Here is a 16,363-nt window from a genome sequence, read left to right as displayed (position 1 = left end):
GCTGTATTACTTGCGCAGCTCCAGGGCTGCCTCGACCAGACCTGCGAACAGCGGGTGTGGGCGAGTTGGGCGGCTGGAGAGCTCTGGGTGCGCCTGCGTGGAGACGTAGTACGGATGCACGTCCTTCGGCAGTTCAACGAACTCGACCAGGCTGCCGTCTGGCGAGGTGCCAGCGAAGACCAGACCAGCTTCTTCAAGCTGGGCACGGTATGCGTTGTTGACCTCGTAGCGGTGGCGGTGGCGCTCTGCGACCTCGGTCTTGCCATAGGTTTCAGCAAGAACCGAACCTTCAAGCAGCTTCGCGTCGTACAGGCCCAGTCGCATGGTGCCGCCCAGATCGCCCTTGCCGTCGACGATCTCCAGCTGCTCTTCCATGGTAGCGATGACCGGGGTCGAGGTTTCTGGATCGAATTCGGTGGACGAGGCATCGGTGAGGCCAGCCATGTTGCGGGCGTATTCGATGACCATCGACTGCAGCCCCAGGCACAGGCCCAGGGTTGGCAGCTTGTTTTCGCGAGCGAAGCGCAGTGCGCCCAGCTTGCCTTCCAGGCCGCGGATGCCGAAGCCGCCGGGGACGCAGATTGCTTCTGCGCCTTCAAGCGCCTTGGCAGCCCCTGCCTCGGTAGCGCAGTCGTCAGCCGGCACCCAGCGGATGTTGACCTTCGCGTTGTTGGCGAAACCGCCGGCACGCAGTGCTTCGGTGACCGACAGGTAGGCATCCGGCAGATCGATGTACTTGCCCACCAAAGCGACGGTCAGCTCGGTTGCCGGGTTGTGCACGACTTCGAGCAGTCGATCCCACGACTCCCAGTCCACATCGCGGAACTTCATCTCCAAGGTCTGGACGATGTAAGCGTCCAGGCCCTGGGAGTGGATGACCTTGGGGATGTCGTAGATGCTTGGAGCGTCGGCGCAGTTGATGACTGCTTCGGTGTCCACATCGCAGGTGCGGCCGAGCTTGGCGCGCATCTCCGCAGGGATTGGCCGGTCCGAGCGGATCACCAGTGCGTCTGGCTGGATGCCGATCGAGCGCAAAGCCGCAACGGAGTGCTGGGTAGGCTTGGTCTTCAGTTCATGGCTCGGGCCGATGAACGGAACCAGGGAAACGTGCACGAAGAATGCGTTCTTTCGGCCGATGTCCTGGCGGACCTGGCGCGCCGCCTCGAGGAATGGCTGGGATTCGATATCGCCAACGGTGCCACCGATTTCCGTGATGATCACGTCGGGAGCCGACTTGCCGGCGCCCGGGTCGGTAGCCGCCAAGCGCATGCGGCGCTTGATCTCATCGGTGATGTGCGGGATGACCTGCACGGTATCGCCGAGGTATTCACCGCGGCGTTCGCGTTCCAGGACGGTCGAGTAGACCTGTCCGGTGGTCACGTTGGCGGTACCTGGCAGGTTTTCGTCCAGGAAACGCTCGTAGTGGCCGATGTCCAGGTCGGTTTCGGCACCATCGTCGGTAACGAAGACTTCACCGTGCTGGAAAGGGTTCATGGTACCTGGATCGACGTTCAGGTACGGGTCGAGCTTCTGCATGGTCACTGAGAGACCACGAGCTCGAAGTAGATGTCCGAGGCTGGATGCCGTCAAACCCTTACCCAGGGAAGAGGCCACACCGCCGGTGACGAAGATATGCTTTGTCGTTTCAGACGACCGAGAATCACGAGTTGAATTACGCTGCACCACGGGATTTCATCCTATCACCATTCCAATATTTCGCATCCTCATAAGACTCTAGTGCACCACCGGCCAATGCCATAGCATCCGCGTAATTCAGGGGTTCACCAAGACTTTTAGGCCTTCGCCAATTTCTTTGAGGTGAGCGATGACACTAGCTTCTGGGCATCCTCGAGCAGCTCCTCGGCATGCGCCTGCGCGGTGCCGGATTCCTCTTGGCCGGCGAGCATGCGCGCAAGCTCCTTGACGCGGGCTTCCTGATCCAGGCTGATGACGTCGCTGGCAGTGTAGCCAGCTCCGGCCTTCAACTTGGCATCTGAATTCTTGATCACACGGATATGCCGATCCGCATAGGCGGCCACCTGGGGCAGGTGGGTCACCACGATGACCTGCACATGCTTGGCCAGCATGGCCAGGCGCTCGCCAATGGCCACCGCTGCCTTGCCGCCCACACCCTGGTCCACTTCATCGAAGACGAAGGTCGGTACCGGATCGACGGCTGCCAGGACGACTTCTATGGCTAGCATGACGCGGGAGAGCTCGCCGCCGCTGGCCCCCTTGCCCAGCGGCCGCGGCGAAGCGCCAGCATGCGGGGCCAACAGCATGGAGATTGCGTCTTGCCCGAAACCGCCGGGTTCTTCCAATTCGCTCACCTCGATGACGAGCTTGGCATCGGGCATCGCCAGGGCCTTCAGCTCGGCCGAAACCTGCGCGGAGAGCTTCTTGGCTGCCTTGCGGCGCGCATCGGAGAGGTCCGAGGCCAGCGAGGAAACCTTGTGCTCCAGGTCGACGACTTCTACTTCCAGTTCCTCGATGCGCGAGTCGTCCCCGCCAAGTTCTTCGAGCCGGGAGCGGGATTCGGCCGCCCAGGCCAGCACCTCATCGATGCTCGGCGCGTACTTGCGCATGAGCTTGTTCAGGTCGGCACGGCGGGCTTCAATCTGCGCCAAGCGCTCCGGGCCTTCTTCATCGAGGTCGGCTACGTAGGAGGAAAGATCACTGGAGAGCTCAGATGCAAGAATGCCCAATTCAGCTGCCCGCTCTGCGAAAGCCGCCAGCACGGTGTCATCGCCGCTGGCCTGGCCCAGCACGCCGCGGGCGGTCTCGGCCAAGGTCGTCACGCCCGGGTTTTCGAAATCTTCGGAGTCGATGATGGCCTGGGCCTGCTGGCAGGCGGTACGCAGGGATTCGATATTGCCCAGCTTCATGGATTGCTCGCGCAGCGACTCGTCCTCGCCGGGCTGCGGATCCAGCGAATCGATCTCATCCAACGCCAGGCGCAAGTTCTCTGCTTCGCGTACGCGGTTGCGCGAATCGGTTTTCAGGCCAGCCAGCTCCTTGGAAGCCGAACGCCACTGGCGATAGGCGCGCTGGTAGCTGCTGAGCGTGCGCGACAGCGAGCTACCGGCAAAGCGGTCCAACGCGTCACGTTGGGCAACAGGTTCTTTCAGGCGGATCTGGTCCGACTGGCCGTGGACGGCAACCAGATCATGGCCCAGCTCGGCCAGCAACCCGACCGGGGCGCTTCGTCCTCCAATGGTGGCCCGCGAACGACCTTGGGCCGAGAGCGAGCGGGACAGCAGCAGCTCGCTGTTCTCCCCCGCCGGCTCGATGAACGCACCGGCCTGGCCTGCGGCATCGAGCACGTGGTGATCCGGGGGCAGGTGCACTACGGCTTCGGCCAGGGCATGCTTGGCACCGTTGCGCACCGCACCGGCATCGGCCCGGCGTCCAAGCAGCAGGGACAGGGCGGTGATCACCATGGTCTTGCCAGCGCCCGTTTCACCGGTGACTACCGTGAGCCCGGGGCCAAGCGGCAGCGTGGCCTCGGTAATCACTCCGAGGTTGGAGATCTGGATTTCCTGAATCATTGCCTGCTCCCGAATGTCGAGTTCAAGTCGTACCGTGCGTTTTTAGTATATGTGTTCTAATCCTATTTTTCGCAACTATGTTCGAGCGGGTGGAGAATTTTTCGCTGATGCGGGCGGTTAGCCCTGGTCCTCAGGCCGTCCCACCATGGGGATCCCCGGTTCATCGCGGTAGTGCGGATCGACGCTTTGCAGTCCCGGCCCGATCACCGGCAATGCCGTGGTTGCCGGACGGCGGGCCTCTTCCGTTGCCGGACCGCGCCAGCCGGTAATCGGCAGTTCGAATTTGTTGACCAGTCGCTCGGAGAATGGGGTCGTGTTCAGCCGGGCCATGTAGACCGGCCGATCGCTGCGCGTCACTTCCACGCGGGCTCCCGGCGGCAGCTCGATGGTGCGCCGGCCATCGCACCAGAGCACCGCGCCGGCATCGGTGCGGGTGAGCATTTCCACGGCCATGATCGAATCCGGGGAAATGACCAGGGGCTTGGCGAACAGGGCGTGCGCGGAGATTGGCACCATGATCAGCGCCGCGACATCCGGCCACACCACTGGTCCGCCGGCAGAGAAGGAGTATGCGGTGGAGCCGGTCGGCGTGGCCATTACGACGCCGTCGCATCCGAAGGTGGAGATCGGACGCCCATCGACCTCGATCACGACCTCGACCATGCGCTCGCGGTTGGCCTTTTCCACGGCGGCCTCGTTCAAGGCCCAGGTCTCGGCAAGACAGACGTTATCCAGCCACACCTTGACCTCGATGGTCATGCGCTCTTCCACTGTATAGGTCTCATTGACCAGCGCCTGGACGGTGGAGGCCAGTTCGCTGCGTTCAGCTTCGGCGAGGAAACCCACATGCCCGAGGTTCACGCCCACCAGCGGCATCGGGGATTCGCGGACCAGTTCCGCGGCGCGCAGCACCGAGCCGTCGCCGCCGAGCACCACGCCCAAGTCGACGTCTTCGATCTGGCAATCCTCGTCGAGCACCTGCACCGAGGGCACAGCCGCGCCGATCGCTTCGGTCATCGCCAGCTGGTCCTTGCGGCGCATCACCGGGATGGCGCCTGCTTCATTGAGCAGGGCGCAGGTTTCGATGGCCGCGGTGATCGCTTCTTGGCGGCCGGTATGGGTGAAAATCAGGATTCGGCGCAAGGCGGTCGGCCCCTCTCAGCTTCGCGAGGTGCAAAATGACCGTGGTTATCGACCACGGCTAAAACACGTCACTACTAAGAATAGTCAACGTCCTGCCCGAAGAGCGGCACATCGGCAGGCTGTGGATTCCCGCCGGCGGCCAGCCAGAGGAAGAATTCGACGTTGCCGTCCTGTCCCGGCAGGGGGCTGCGGGCCAAGCCGCGCAGTTGCAGGCCCGCAGCGTGCGCGCTGGCCACGACCGCTTCCACGGCGCTGCGGCGCAGCTGCGGATCGGTGACCACGCCGGTACGGTTCAGATGCTCGCGCCCGACCTCGAACTGCGGCTTGACCATCAGCAGCAGCCCGCCGCCGTCCTTGGTGGCCGAGGCCAAAGCGTCGATCACCAATCGCAGCGAGATAAAGGACAAGTCGGCTACTACGAGGTCGACTGGTCCACCAATATCTTCGGGGAGCAGATAACGCACGTTCAGCCCTTCGCGGACCGTGACGCGCGGGTTTTCGCGGATCTCATCGACCAGCTGGCCATGGCCTACATCGGCTGCGACCACGGACTTTGCCCCGCGGCGCAGCAGCACGTCGGTGAAACCGCCGGTGGAGGCGCCGGCATCCAGGCAGCGCAGGCCCGCAGGATCGATAGTCGCAAAGACATCTAGTGCGCCGGCGAGCTTGTGCCCGGCACGAGAGACGTACTCCTCGCCTTCGCTGGGCACCAGGGCCAGCTCGTCGGCCGCGGACACCTTCTTGGAGGCCTTGGCGGTTGCCTGCCCGTTCAGCAGCACCCTCCCGGCATCGATCAGCTTGGCAGCTTCGGTGCGCGAGCGCGCCAGCGCCCTGGTGACAAGTTCTTGATCCAGGCGATTCACGCGCCGTGCTCCGTACGGTTCAGTTCGTGCTGCAGGCCGGCAAGCAGCTGCTCATAGATTCCGGCATGCTCGGTAATGTCGTGGTCGGCCAGCGAGGACAGCGCCTGCTCGACTGCCGCCTCATCCAGCCCTCGGGGGCCGGGGCCTGGGACAGGTTCCTGTGGCTGCATGGCTAGCCCCGCACCTTCCGCAGGGCATCCAGCCCGCGTTCGGTGAACCGGATTTCCGGTTCTTCGTGCCGCGACTGGCGCGGGTGGGCCAGCCACCAGGCATGACAGGCGGCGCGCCAGGCGTTCAGGTCCTGGTCGCTGCCCGTCACTTCGATCGCGCCGTGATCGACCTTGGCGACCGCGTCGCCGACCTGCACGCCGTAGCCGAGCACCTTGATGGTCGGGTAGGGACGGTACAGGTCGGCCAGGGAGTTGATGAGGTAGTTGGGTCGCTGCTCGACCGGAGCGCCCAGCGCTGTGCGCGGGGTGTCGACGCCGGTGAGCACCAGCGCGGTGGAGAATCCTGCACGGAAGCCGCCGAGGATGTCGGTGTCCAGACGGTCGCCGACGACCAGCGGGCGCTGGGAATCCAGCCGGTCGGCGGCCCGTGCGAACAGGTAGGATTCGGGCTTTCCGGCCACCCGCGGTTCCACGCTGGTAGCCAGCTTCACCGCGTTGACCAGCGACCCGTTGCCCGGGGCCAGGCCCTCGGCGCGCGGGATCGTCAGGTCGGTGTTGGTGGCAACCCATGCGGCGCCGTTATTGATCGCATAGCTGGCCTCGGCCAGGTTCGTCCACGAGATGTCCGGGTCGAACCCCTGGATCACCGCTACGGGTTCTTCCTTATGGGTTTCGACGACTTCCAGCCCGCGCACGGCAATGCATTCGCGCAGGTAGGGGGAACCGACCACCAGGACCTTGGATCCCGGATTCAGTTCGCGGGCCAGCATCTCCGCGCCGGCGTCGGCCGAGCCGAAGACCTGCTCGGCGCTGGTCTTCACACCCAGCTGGCGCAGGTGCGCCGCGACCGACATCGGCGAACGCCCGGCATTGTTGGTAATGAACGCCAGTGTGACATTCACTTCCGCGAGGGTGTTCAGCGACTCGACGGCGTCGTCAATGGCGTTCGGGCCAGCATAGACGACGCCATCCAAATCGGAGAGGACAGAATCAAATCCGGAGATCAGCATTCGGTGGTGGTTCCTACTACTTTAGGTATTTGGCTACTACGCCAAAGCTTACTTCGTCGATTCGTCTTCCACGTCGGCTTCGGCGGCGTCCGTGTCGGATTCGACGACCACGTTCAGGTCATCGTCCTCGTCGATGCCGGTCTGCTCGGCTTCAGGCTCTTCAGCTTCGTCTGCGGTTGCTTCGGCAGCCGCTTCCGAGGACTCGGAAGGTTCGATCAGATCCTTGGCACGCGGGGTTTCCTCTTCCTCGTCCAGCTCCGGAGCCAGGTCCATGATGAAGGATTCGGTTTCGCGTTCGATGCCCAGGGCGCTTTCGGCAACCTCCACCTGTGCATTCCAGCGCTTCGCGTCTTCTGCACGGCCGGCAGCCGAGAGCAGGTCAGCGTAGGCGGTGAACAGGCGCGGGCTGAAGGAGAAGGCGCGGTTGAAGTTCAGCTGCTCCAGCGACTCCAGCTCAGCCAGTGCCTTGTCCAGCTTACCCAGGTCGGCGTAGGAGCCAGCGGCAACCATCTGCATTTCGACCTTGACGGCAGTTTCCAGGTTGGCGCATTCCTCAGAGTGCGCCAGCTCGATGGCTTTCTCCGCACGGCCCAAGCCGCGCAGCGAGTCGGCGATCAACGGCAGGTTGTAGTCCGAGCCGGAAATGCGGCGGTGGGTGCGCAGCTCACGCAGCGCGTCGGCGTACTTGCCGGCATGGTAGGCGGCAATGCCAACGGCTTCGCGCACGACGGCGACGCGGCCGCCACGGCGCGATGCCGCCAGGGTGTGCTGGTAAGCCAGTTCCGGGTCCTCTTCCAGCAGGCGGCCAGCCATCACCAGGTGCTTGGCGACCCAGCTTGCCGAACGCTCTTCGAGGTAGCGCAGCTGTGCGCGTGCTACACGGTCCAGCTCCTTGCCAGTAACGTCCTCATCGATGTCCGGGGACTGCTCGCGATCGGAGCGGTTCGAGATGCGCAGATCGCCCGGGTTGTGCGCGCGTGGTGCATTCTCGCGCTTGTCGGCAAAGCGGTCCTCGCGTGCTGGACGATCCCCCTTGGAACGACGGTCATCGGCGCGCTTGAAGCCGCCACCGCGGTTGTCATCACGACGCTCGCCACGGAAACCGCCACGGTCATCGTTGCGCTTGAAATCGCCGCGGTTGTCATCACGCTTGAACCCGCCACCGCGGTTGTCATCACGACGTTCACCACGGAAACCGCCACGGTCATCGTTGCGCTTGAAATCGCCGCGGTTGTCATCACGCTTGAACCCGCCACCGCGGTTGTCATCGCGACGTTCACCACGGAAACCGCCACGGTCATCGTTGCGTTTGAAACCGCCGCGATCATCATTACGCTTGAACCCGCCATCGCGGTTGTCATTGCGCTTGAAGCCACCACCGCGGTTGTCATCACGGCGCTCGCTACGGAAACCGCCACGGTCATCGTTACGATTGCTACGGAAACCGCCACGGTCATCGTTACGCTTAAAGCCACCGCGATCATCGTTGCGCTTGAACCCGCCACCGCGGTTGTCATCACGGCGCTCACCACGGAAACCGCCACGGTCGTCATTACGCTTGAACCCGCCACCGCGGTTGTCATCACGGCGCTCACCACGGAAACCGCCACGGTCGTCATTACGCTTGAACCCGCCACCGCGGTTGTCATCACGGCGCTCACCCCGGAAACCGCCACGATCATCATTACGCTTGAACCCGCCACCGCGGTTGTCATCACGGCGCTCACCGCGGAATCCACCACGGTTATCGTCGGTGCGCTTGAAATCGCTGCGGTCATCGCGACGCTTGAAACCATCGCGGGAGTTGTTGCGGCTTGAGTTTGAGTTCCGGAAGTCGCCTCGTCCGTTGTCGGAGTTACGGCGGAATTCGTTAGACATCTAATGTCCCCTTCAGCGGCTATCTCAATACCGCAACCTTCGTGATTGCCTTAGCAAATCACTTCACTATTAACTATTCTGCACGCCATAAAGGCATGTACATCTAACTTCAAGTCTACGGGAGCCACGAGACATACCATAGGGAAACAGGTGCAATGTGGCAAGACACTCAGTCACTCCACTTAGGTTTTCTCTTCGGCTCAATGCCGGCCTGATCCGTTGTGGAGCGGGGCACGGCAGCGGCCAGCGGCCAAACCCCCTTAAACACGAACAGGCCAAGCATCGCCTGGCCGCACAGTCACGGGTTAAACAGGTGAGGCTCCAACCATCACTGGCTAGAGCCTCAAACCCACTGAGGTTAAGTCCGGCGGTGACCTACTCTCCCACACCCTCACGAGTGCAGTACCATCGGCGCAATGGGCCTTAGCTTCCGGGTTCGGTATGGGACCGGGCGTTTCCCCCACGCTATGACCGCCGTAACAATCACGAAGCACACAAACCAAATATTTCCTGGTCAGTGTTTTCCGGTGCTACAAAGTCTTGCAACTCATCTTGCATTTATTGGTTAGAGGTTGTTGTCTCGTAACCGCATAGTGAACGCGAACAGCATTGAAAAATATCAGTTCAAATTATTGTTTTATTGTGTGTTGTAAGCCATCGGCCTATTAGTACAGGTCAGCTGCACAAGTCTTCAGTCCTTGCTTCCACATCCTGCCTATCAACCCAGTGGTCTAGCTGGGGGCCTCTCACACACAAAGGTGCATGGAAATCTCATCTCGAAGCAGGCTTCCCGCTTAGATGCTTTCAGCGGTTATCCCTTCCAAACGTAGCTAATCAGCGATGCACTTGGCAGTACAACTGACACACCAGAGGTTCGTCCGTCCCGGTCCTCTCGTACTAAGGACAGCCCTTCTCAAATTTCCAACGCGCGCAGCGGATAGGGACCGAACTGTCTCACGACGTTCTAAACCCAGCTCGCGTACCGCTTTAATGGGCGAACAGCCCAACCCTTGGGACCTACTCCAGCCCCAGGATGCGACGAGCCGACATCGAGGTGCCAAACCATGCCGTCGATATGGACTCTTGGGCAAGATCAGCCTGTTATCCCCGAGGTACCTTTTATCCGTTGAGCGACGGCCCTTCCACGAGGTGCCGCCGGATCACTAGTCCCGACTTTCGTCCCTGCTCGAGCTGTCACTCTCACAGTCAAGCTCCCTTGTGCACTTACACTCGACACCTGATTGCCAACCAGGCTGAGGGAACCTTTGGGCGCCTCCGTTACATTTTAGGAGGCAACCGCCCCAGTTAAACTACCCATCAGGCACTGTCCCTGAACCAGATCATGGTCCGAAGTTAGGTGACCGGTACAGCCAGAGTGGTATTTCAACGATGACTCCACCTGGACTAGCGTCCAAGCTTCACAGTCTCCCACCTATCCTACACAAGCTGCACCGAACACCAATACCAAACTATAGTAAAGGTCTCGGGTCTTTCCGTCCTGCTGCGCGTAACGAGCATCTTTACTCGTACTGCAATTTCGCCGAGTTCATGGTTGAGACAGCGGGGAAGTCGTTACTCCATTCGTGCAGGTCGGAACTTACCCGACAAGGAATTTCGCTACCTTAGGATGGTTATAGTTACCACCGCCGTTTACTGGGGCTTAAATTCTCAGCTTCGCCACAAAAGTGACTAACCAGTCCTCTTAACCTTCCAGCACCGGGCAGGAGTCAGTCCGTATACATCGTCTTGCGACTTCGCACGGACCTGTGTTTTTAGTAAACAGTCGCTTCCCCCTGGTCTCTGCGGCCCACACCCGCATCAGAGAAGCAAGTTCTCATCACGGGGCAGGCCCCCCTTCTTCCGAAGTTACGGGGGCATTTTGCCGAGTTCCTTAACCATGATTCTCTCGATCGCCTTAGTATTCTCTACCTGATCACCTGTGTCGGTTTGGGGTACGGGCGGACTGGGACCTCGCGCCGATGCTTTTCTAGGCAGCATAGGATCACCGAATCACCCCATAAACGGGGCGCCTATCAGGTCTCAGAATACATGAGCGGCGGATTTGCCAACCGCTCTTCCTACACCCTTGGACCAGGTCAATTCCATTGCCTGGCTCGGCTACCTTCCTGCGTCACACCTGTTAATACGCTGACCTCACTGCATCGGTTCCCACCACACCACCAGCAACCATTCCCGAAGGAACAAATCACCGGATCCGTCATGGTTAGCATCCACAGCTCAGTATGGGCGGTCCTTCGCCGGTACGGGAATATCAACCCGTTGTCCATCGACTACGCCTGTCGGCCTCGCCTTAGGTCCCGACTAACCCAGGGCAGATTAGCTTAACCCTGGAACCCTTGATCATTCGGCGGACGGGTTTCTCACCCGTCATTCGCTACTCATGCCTGCATTCTCACTCGTGTGGCCTCCACCGCTGGTTTACACCGCGACTTCACCGTCCACACGACGCTCCCCTACCCATCCAAACACCCAATCGAAACCAGGTTAATATTTGAATGACGCAACTTCGGCGGTGTGCTTGAGCCCCGCTACATTATCGGCGCGGAATCACTTGACCAGTGAGCTATTACGCACTCTTTCAAGGGTGGCTGCTTCTAAGCCAACCTCCTGGTTGTCACAGCAACTCCACATCCTTTTCCACTTAGCACACGCTTAGGGGCCTTAGTTGGCGTTCTGGGCTGTTTCCCTCTCGACTATGAAGCTTATCCCCCACAGTCTCACTGCTGCGCTCTCACTTGCCGGCATTCGGAGTTTGGCTAAGGTCAGTAACCTTGTAGGGCCCATCGCCTATCCAGTAGCTCTACCTCCAGCAAGAAACACGCAACGCTGCACCTAAATGCATTTCGGGAGAACCAGCTATCACGAAGTTTGATTGGCCTTTCACCCCTACCCACAGCTCATCCCCTCCATTTTCAACTGAAGTGGGTTCGGTCCTCCACACGCTCTTACACGCGCTTCAACCTGGCCATGGGTAGATCACTTCGCTTCGGGTCTAGATCACGCCACTCAAACGCCCTATTCAGACTCGCTTTCGCTACGGCTTCCCCACACGGGTTAACCTCGCGACGTAACACTAACTCGCAGGCTCATTCTTCAAAAGGCACGCCATCACCAGGGAACAAGTCCCCAGCTCTAACGGATTGTAAGCGCACGGTTTCAGGTACTATTTCACTCCCCTCCCGGGTACTTTTCACCATTCCCTCACGGTACTGATTCACTATCGGTCATCAAGTAGTATTCAGGCTTACCAGGTGGTCCTGGCAGATTCACACAAGGTTTCACGGGCCCCGTGCTACTCGGGTATCAACACTAGAACGGCAGACACGCATTACACCTACGGGACTATCACCCTCTCTGGTCCGGCATTCCAACCGATTCACCTATACGCCTGCACCTCATCCCACCAGCAAGATAGCGCTGGTACATGCTGACCCCACAACCCCGATGATGCAACGCCTATCCGCTATCACACACCAACCGGTTTAGCCCCATCCGCGTTCGCTCGCCACTACTAACGGAATCACTATTGTTTTCTCTTCCTGCGGGTACTGAGATGTTTCACTTCCCGCGTTCCCTCCACACAGCCTATACATTCAGCTGCAGGTCACACCACATAACATGGTGCGGGGTTCCCCCATTCGGAAATCCTGGCCTCAACGTCCGGTTATCGACTCCACCAGGCTTATCGCAGATTCCCACGTCCTTCATCGGCTCTTGATGCCAAGGCATCCACCGTGCGCCCTTAAAAACTTCAACACAAATCAAAGTCTCAGAATTGAGCAATAAAACAATCTAACAAAATCACGCAGACAAGACTCCAACACCAGGCAATCCAAGGAAAAGGACCACCCAGCTCATCTCATCTGCAAGATGCTCGCGTTCACTATACAGTTCCCAAACAACAACCCCGCACCCCGCAACAACACCCCAAAACCAACACCAACCAAAGGCCAGCATCAATCCAACAGGACATCCTTGCAGCAAACACAGGACAAACACCGAAACACCAAGAACCCCTCACCCAAGCGAACACCACCAGGACCCTCCCCACAGGAAGAACCCCGGCAACCATTCACCAGGAAAGGAGGCTTGTTGCCTCAAAACCCAACAGCATGCCAAACCATACAAACCACACAACACCCACACACCGCATTCCAGCACCGCAAGAAGAAAACCCCTGCAATGCGTACTAGCAGATGCCCAAGCACCACGCGGCCACAGCCAATACCCCGCACCAGCATCAGCCAGCACGTTTTCCGGTATTGAGTCCATTGATATTCCACCCATGAGCAACCCACCCGGACAACACTCGTGTCCAGCATGGGCAACCAATAATGGTTAGCTCCTTAGAAAGGAGGTGATCCAGCCGCACCTTCCGGTACGGCTACCTTGTTACGACTTAGTCCCAATCGCCAGTCCCACCTTCGACGACTCCCCCACACAAGGTGGTTAGGCCATCGGCTTCGGGTGTTACCAACTTTCGTGACTTGACGGGCGGTGTGTACAAGGCCCGGGAACGTATTCACCGCAGCGTTGCTGATCTGCGATTACTAGCGACTCCGACTTCATGGGGTCGAGTTGCAGACCCCAATCCGAACTGAGACCGGCTTTTAGGGATTAGCTCCACCTCACAGTATCGCAACCCATTGTACCGGCCATTGTAGCATGCGTGAAGCCCAAGACATAAGGGGCATGATGATTTGACGTCATCCCCACCTTCCTCCGAGTTGACCCCGGCAGTCTCCCATGAGTCCCCACCACTACGTGCTGGCAACATGGAACGAGGGTTGCGCTCGTTGCGGGACTTAACCCAACATCTCACGACACGAGCTGACGACAACCATGCACCACCTGTGAACCAGCCCCGAAGGGAAACCCCATCTCTGAGGCGGTCTGGCACATGTCAAGCCTTGGTAAGGTTCTTCGCGTTGCATCGAATTAATCCGCATGCTCCGCCGCTTGTGCGGGCCCCCGTCAATTCCTTTGAGTTTTAGCCTTGCGGCCGTACTCCCCAGGCGGGGCACTTAATGCGTTAGCTACGGCGCGGAAAACGTGGAATGTCCCCCACACCTAGTGCCCAACGTTTACGGCATGGACTACCAGGGTATCTAATCCTGTTCGCTCCCCATGCTTTCGCTCCTCAGCGTCAGTAAATGCCCAGAGACCTGCCTTCGCCATCGGTGTTCCTCCTGATATCTGCGCATTTCACCGCTACACCAGGAATTCCAGTCTCCCCTACATCACTCTAGTCTGCCCGTACCCACCGCAGATCCGAGGTTGAGCCTCGGACTTTCACGGCAGACGCGACAAACCGCCTACGAGCTCTTTACGCCCAATAAATCCGGATAACGCTTGCGCCCTACGTATTACCGCGGCTGCTGGCACGTAGTTAGCCGGCGCTTCTTCTGCAGGTACCGTCACTTTCGCTTCTTCCCTACTGAAAGAGGTTTACAACCGAAGGCCGTCATCCCTCACGCGGCGTCGCTGCATCAGGCTTTCGCCCATTGTGCAATATTCCCCACTGCTGCCTCCCGTAGGAGTCTGGGCCGTGTCTCAGTCCCAGTGTGGCCGGTCACCCTCTCAGGCCGGCTACCCGTCGTCGCCTTGGTGAGCCATTACCTCACCAACAAGCTGATAGGCCGCGAGTCCATCCCCCACCGATAAATCTTTCCACCAACAACCATGCGGTCAAAGGTCATATCCGGTATTAGACCCAGTTTCCCGGGCTTATCCAGAGTCGGGGCAGGTTACTCACGTGTTACTCACCCGTTCGCCACTAATCCACCCAGCAAGCTGGGCTTCATCGTTCGACTTGCATGTGTTAAGCACGCCGCCAGCGTTCATCCTGAGCCAGGATCAAACTCTCCATAAAAAAATAAAAAGCCACCAGCAACCCCTTGGAAAAGAAGGGCGAAGCCGATGAAGTCCTGGCGAATAATAAAACACTCGAGAACACTGCACGGGGGGTGCAATGCCTCAAGCAAATGTTATGTATTCACCAAATAAAAATATTCGGTATCAACAAACTTGGCACACTATTGAGTTCTCAAACAACAAACACTCTCGACACCACAACCACCAATCCTTCGATGACTGCTTCGCTCCGGAGCAACTTTTCCAGCTTACCACCGCGTTGACCATTGTCAACTCGGTATTTCAGACTGGTTCACCCCGCTGTTTCCGATTCGCCTTTTCAGGCCGTCCGGATCAGCGGCGCGAGATAAAACTTTACACGCATCCCACCACGACGCAAAATCGGCCAGCAGGCTTGTTTTCACTTATTATTTCGAGCTTGACTAGGAATTTTGTTAATTTGGTACAACAAAACCGCCAGAAAAGTGTCTTGGTTCACAAGTTTTTCTGGCGGTTTCGTGTAGTGCAGCTGTTCGCGGGCCTTACTTGACCAGTTCAGCCACTGCCATGTTCTTCTTGCCGCGGCGCACGATCGCGTACCGGCCATGCAGGAAGTCCGACTCGGCCAGTTCGGTTTCGATGCCGTCGACCTTGGCGTTGTTCACGTAGGCGCCACCTTCGGCTACCGTGCGGCGCGCTTCGGACAATGACTTGCTCAGGCCCGATGCCACCAGGACATTCAGGATGCCCAGATCGTCCGCCGCGACCTTTGCCGAAGGCAGCTCGGCGATGACCGATTCCAGGGTAGGAAGATCGATTGCGCCAAGATCGCCATTGCCGAAGACCGCAGCCGAAGCGGCGATCACCTGTTCGGTGGCCCGCACTCCGTGAACCAGGGAAGTGACTTCCCAGGCCAAGGTGCGCTGGGCGACGCGCTTGAACGGGCGCTCGGCAACCTCGGTTTCCAATTCCGCGATCTGCTCGCGGGACAGGAAGGTGAAGACCTTCAGGCGGTCGATCACGTCGGCGTCGGCGGTGTTCAGCCAGAACTGGTAGAAGGTGTACGGGCTGCACATCTCGGCATCCAGCCAGATGGCGTTGCCCTCGGACTTGCCGAACTTCGTGCCGTCGGAATTGGTGATCAGCGGCGTGCCATAGGCGTGCACCGAGTTGCCCTGGACCTTGCGGATCAGCTCGGTGCCGCTGGTCAGGTTGCCCCACTGGTCCGAGCCGCCGGTCTGCAGGGTGCAGCCGTACTGGCGGTTCAGCTCCAGGAAGTCGTAGCCCTGCAGCACCTGGTAGGAGAACTCGGTGTAGCTGATGCCCTCGTCGGAGTTCAGGCGCGCGGCCACGATCTCCTTCTTGACCATGGTGCCTACGCGGAAGTACTTGCCCACATCGCGCAGGAAGTCCAGGGCCGACAGCTGCGCGGTCCAGTCCAGGTTGTTGACCAGGCGCACCGCATTCTCGCCTTCGGCGGAGAGGAAGCGGGAAACCTGGGCCTGGAGCTTGGCGACCCATTCGGTCACGGTTTCCTTGGTGTTCAAGGTGCGCTCGGCGGTCTGCCGCGGGTCGCCGATCAGGCCGGTGGAACCGCCCACCAGGGCCAGCGGCTTGTGGCCGGCCAGCTGAAGGCGTCGCATGTTCAGCAGCTGCACCAGGTTGCCCAGGTGCAGGGACGGCGCGGTGGGATCGAATCCGCAATAGTAGGTCACAGATTCTTCGGACAGGGCTCGTTCCAGCTCGGCTTCGTCGGTGGACACGTGCACCAGGCCGCGCCACTTCAATTCCTGCCAGACGTTCTCGAAAGATGCGTCGTTGCTCTGTCCCGCAATCACGGGATTCTGCTTCGTATCAGACATGCTCACTGTGACCAT

General features: G+C 59.7%; 9 protein-coding genes and 3 rRNA genes. 1 reads left to right on the top strand and 11 read right to left on the bottom strand.

Annotated elements, in window-relative coordinates; genetic code table 11:
* Positions 1-6: 6 nt before the first annotated feature.
* The 7 genes from F0M17_RS05780 to F0M17_RS05755 all read right to left on the bottom strand — a co-directional run bounded on the left by F0M17_RS05780 (position 7) and on the right by F0M17_RS05755 (position 7,547).
* Positions 7-1,686, bottom strand: coding sequence for a CTP synthase (locus F0M17_RS05780; protein ID WP_038990321.1), 1,680 nt, complete (start codon positions 1,684-1,686; stop codon positions 7-9).
* Positions 1,687-1,793: 107 nt separating this feature from the next.
* Positions 1,794-3,548, bottom strand: a complete 1,755-nt coding sequence (gene recN, locus F0M17_RS05775; protein WP_038990320.1) for a DNA repair protein RecN — start codon at positions 3,546-3,548, stop codon at positions 1,794-1,796.
* Between the two features lie 117 nt (positions 3,549-3,665).
* Positions 3,666-4,691 (bottom strand): NAD kinase, encoded by a 1,026-nt coding sequence (locus tag F0M17_RS05770; RefSeq protein ID WP_052253599.1) that lies wholly within the window; start codon positions 4,689-4,691, stop codon positions 3,666-3,668.
* Positions 4,692-4,765: 74 nt separating this feature from the next.
* Positions 4,766-5,554 (bottom strand): TlyA family RNA methyltransferase, encoded by a 789-nt coding sequence (locus tag F0M17_RS05765; protein WP_066137492.1) that lies wholly within the window; start codon positions 5,552-5,554, stop codon positions 4,766-4,768.
* Positions 5,551-5,724 (bottom strand): hypothetical protein, encoded by a 174-nt coding sequence (locus F0M17_RS17425; protein ID WP_158024703.1) that lies wholly within the window; start codon positions 5,722-5,724, stop codon positions 5,551-5,553. The genes F0M17_RS05765 and F0M17_RS17425 overlap by 4 nt, the downstream gene beginning before the upstream one ends.
* 2 nt (positions 5,725-5,726) lie before the next feature.
* Positions 5,727-6,734 (bottom strand): HAD-IIA family hydrolase, encoded by a 1,008-nt coding sequence (locus tag F0M17_RS05760; RefSeq protein WP_038990318.1) that lies wholly within the window; start codon positions 6,732-6,734, stop codon positions 5,727-5,729.
* Positions 6,735-6,782: 48 nt separating this feature from the next.
* A complete protein-coding gene (locus F0M17_RS05755; protein ID WP_149596644.1) occupies positions 6,783-7,547 on the bottom strand; it encodes a hypothetical protein in 765 nt (254 codons plus the stop codon).
* Here F0M17_RS05755 and F0M17_RS05750 point away from each other — a divergent pair.
* Positions 7,500-8,552: a hypothetical protein gene (locus tag F0M17_RS05750; protein ID WP_149596643.1), complete on the top strand. Its 1,053-nt coding sequence runs from the start codon at positions 7,500-7,502 to the stop codon at positions 8,550-8,552. The two genes, F0M17_RS05755 and F0M17_RS05750, sit on opposite strands and share 48 nt — an antisense overlap.
* A 422-nt stretch (positions 8,553-8,974) precedes the next feature.
* Here the strand turns inward: F0M17_RS05750 and rrf are convergent.
* The 4 genes from rrf to tyrS all read right to left on the bottom strand — a co-directional run bounded on the left by rrf (position 8,975) and on the right by tyrS (position 16,348).
* Positions 8,975-9,091 (bottom strand): 5S ribosomal RNA (gene rrf, locus F0M17_RS05745).
* A 165-nt stretch (positions 9,092-9,256) separates the two neighbouring features.
* A 23S ribosomal RNA gene (locus F0M17_RS05740) occupies positions 9,257-12,389 on the bottom strand.
* A gap of 594 nt (positions 12,390-12,983) precedes the next feature.
* Positions 12,984-14,505, bottom strand: a 16S ribosomal RNA gene (locus F0M17_RS05735).
* Together the 16S, 23S and 5S rRNA genes form the textbook arrangement of a ribosomal RNA operon.
* 523 nt (positions 14,506-15,028) lie before the next feature.
* Entirely contained in the window at positions 15,029-16,348 is a 1,320-nt protein-coding gene (gene tyrS, locus F0M17_RS05730; protein ID WP_149596642.1) for a tyrosine--tRNA ligase, read from the bottom strand.
* Positions 16,349-16,363: the final 15 nt, after the last annotated feature.

Source organism: Glutamicibacter sp. ZJUTW (assembly GCF_008370855.1).
Lineage (GTDB): Bacteria > Actinomycetota > Actinomycetes > Actinomycetales > Micrococcaceae > Glutamicibacter > Glutamicibacter nicotianae.
This window is presented reverse-complemented; position numbering and strand designations above follow the sequence as displayed.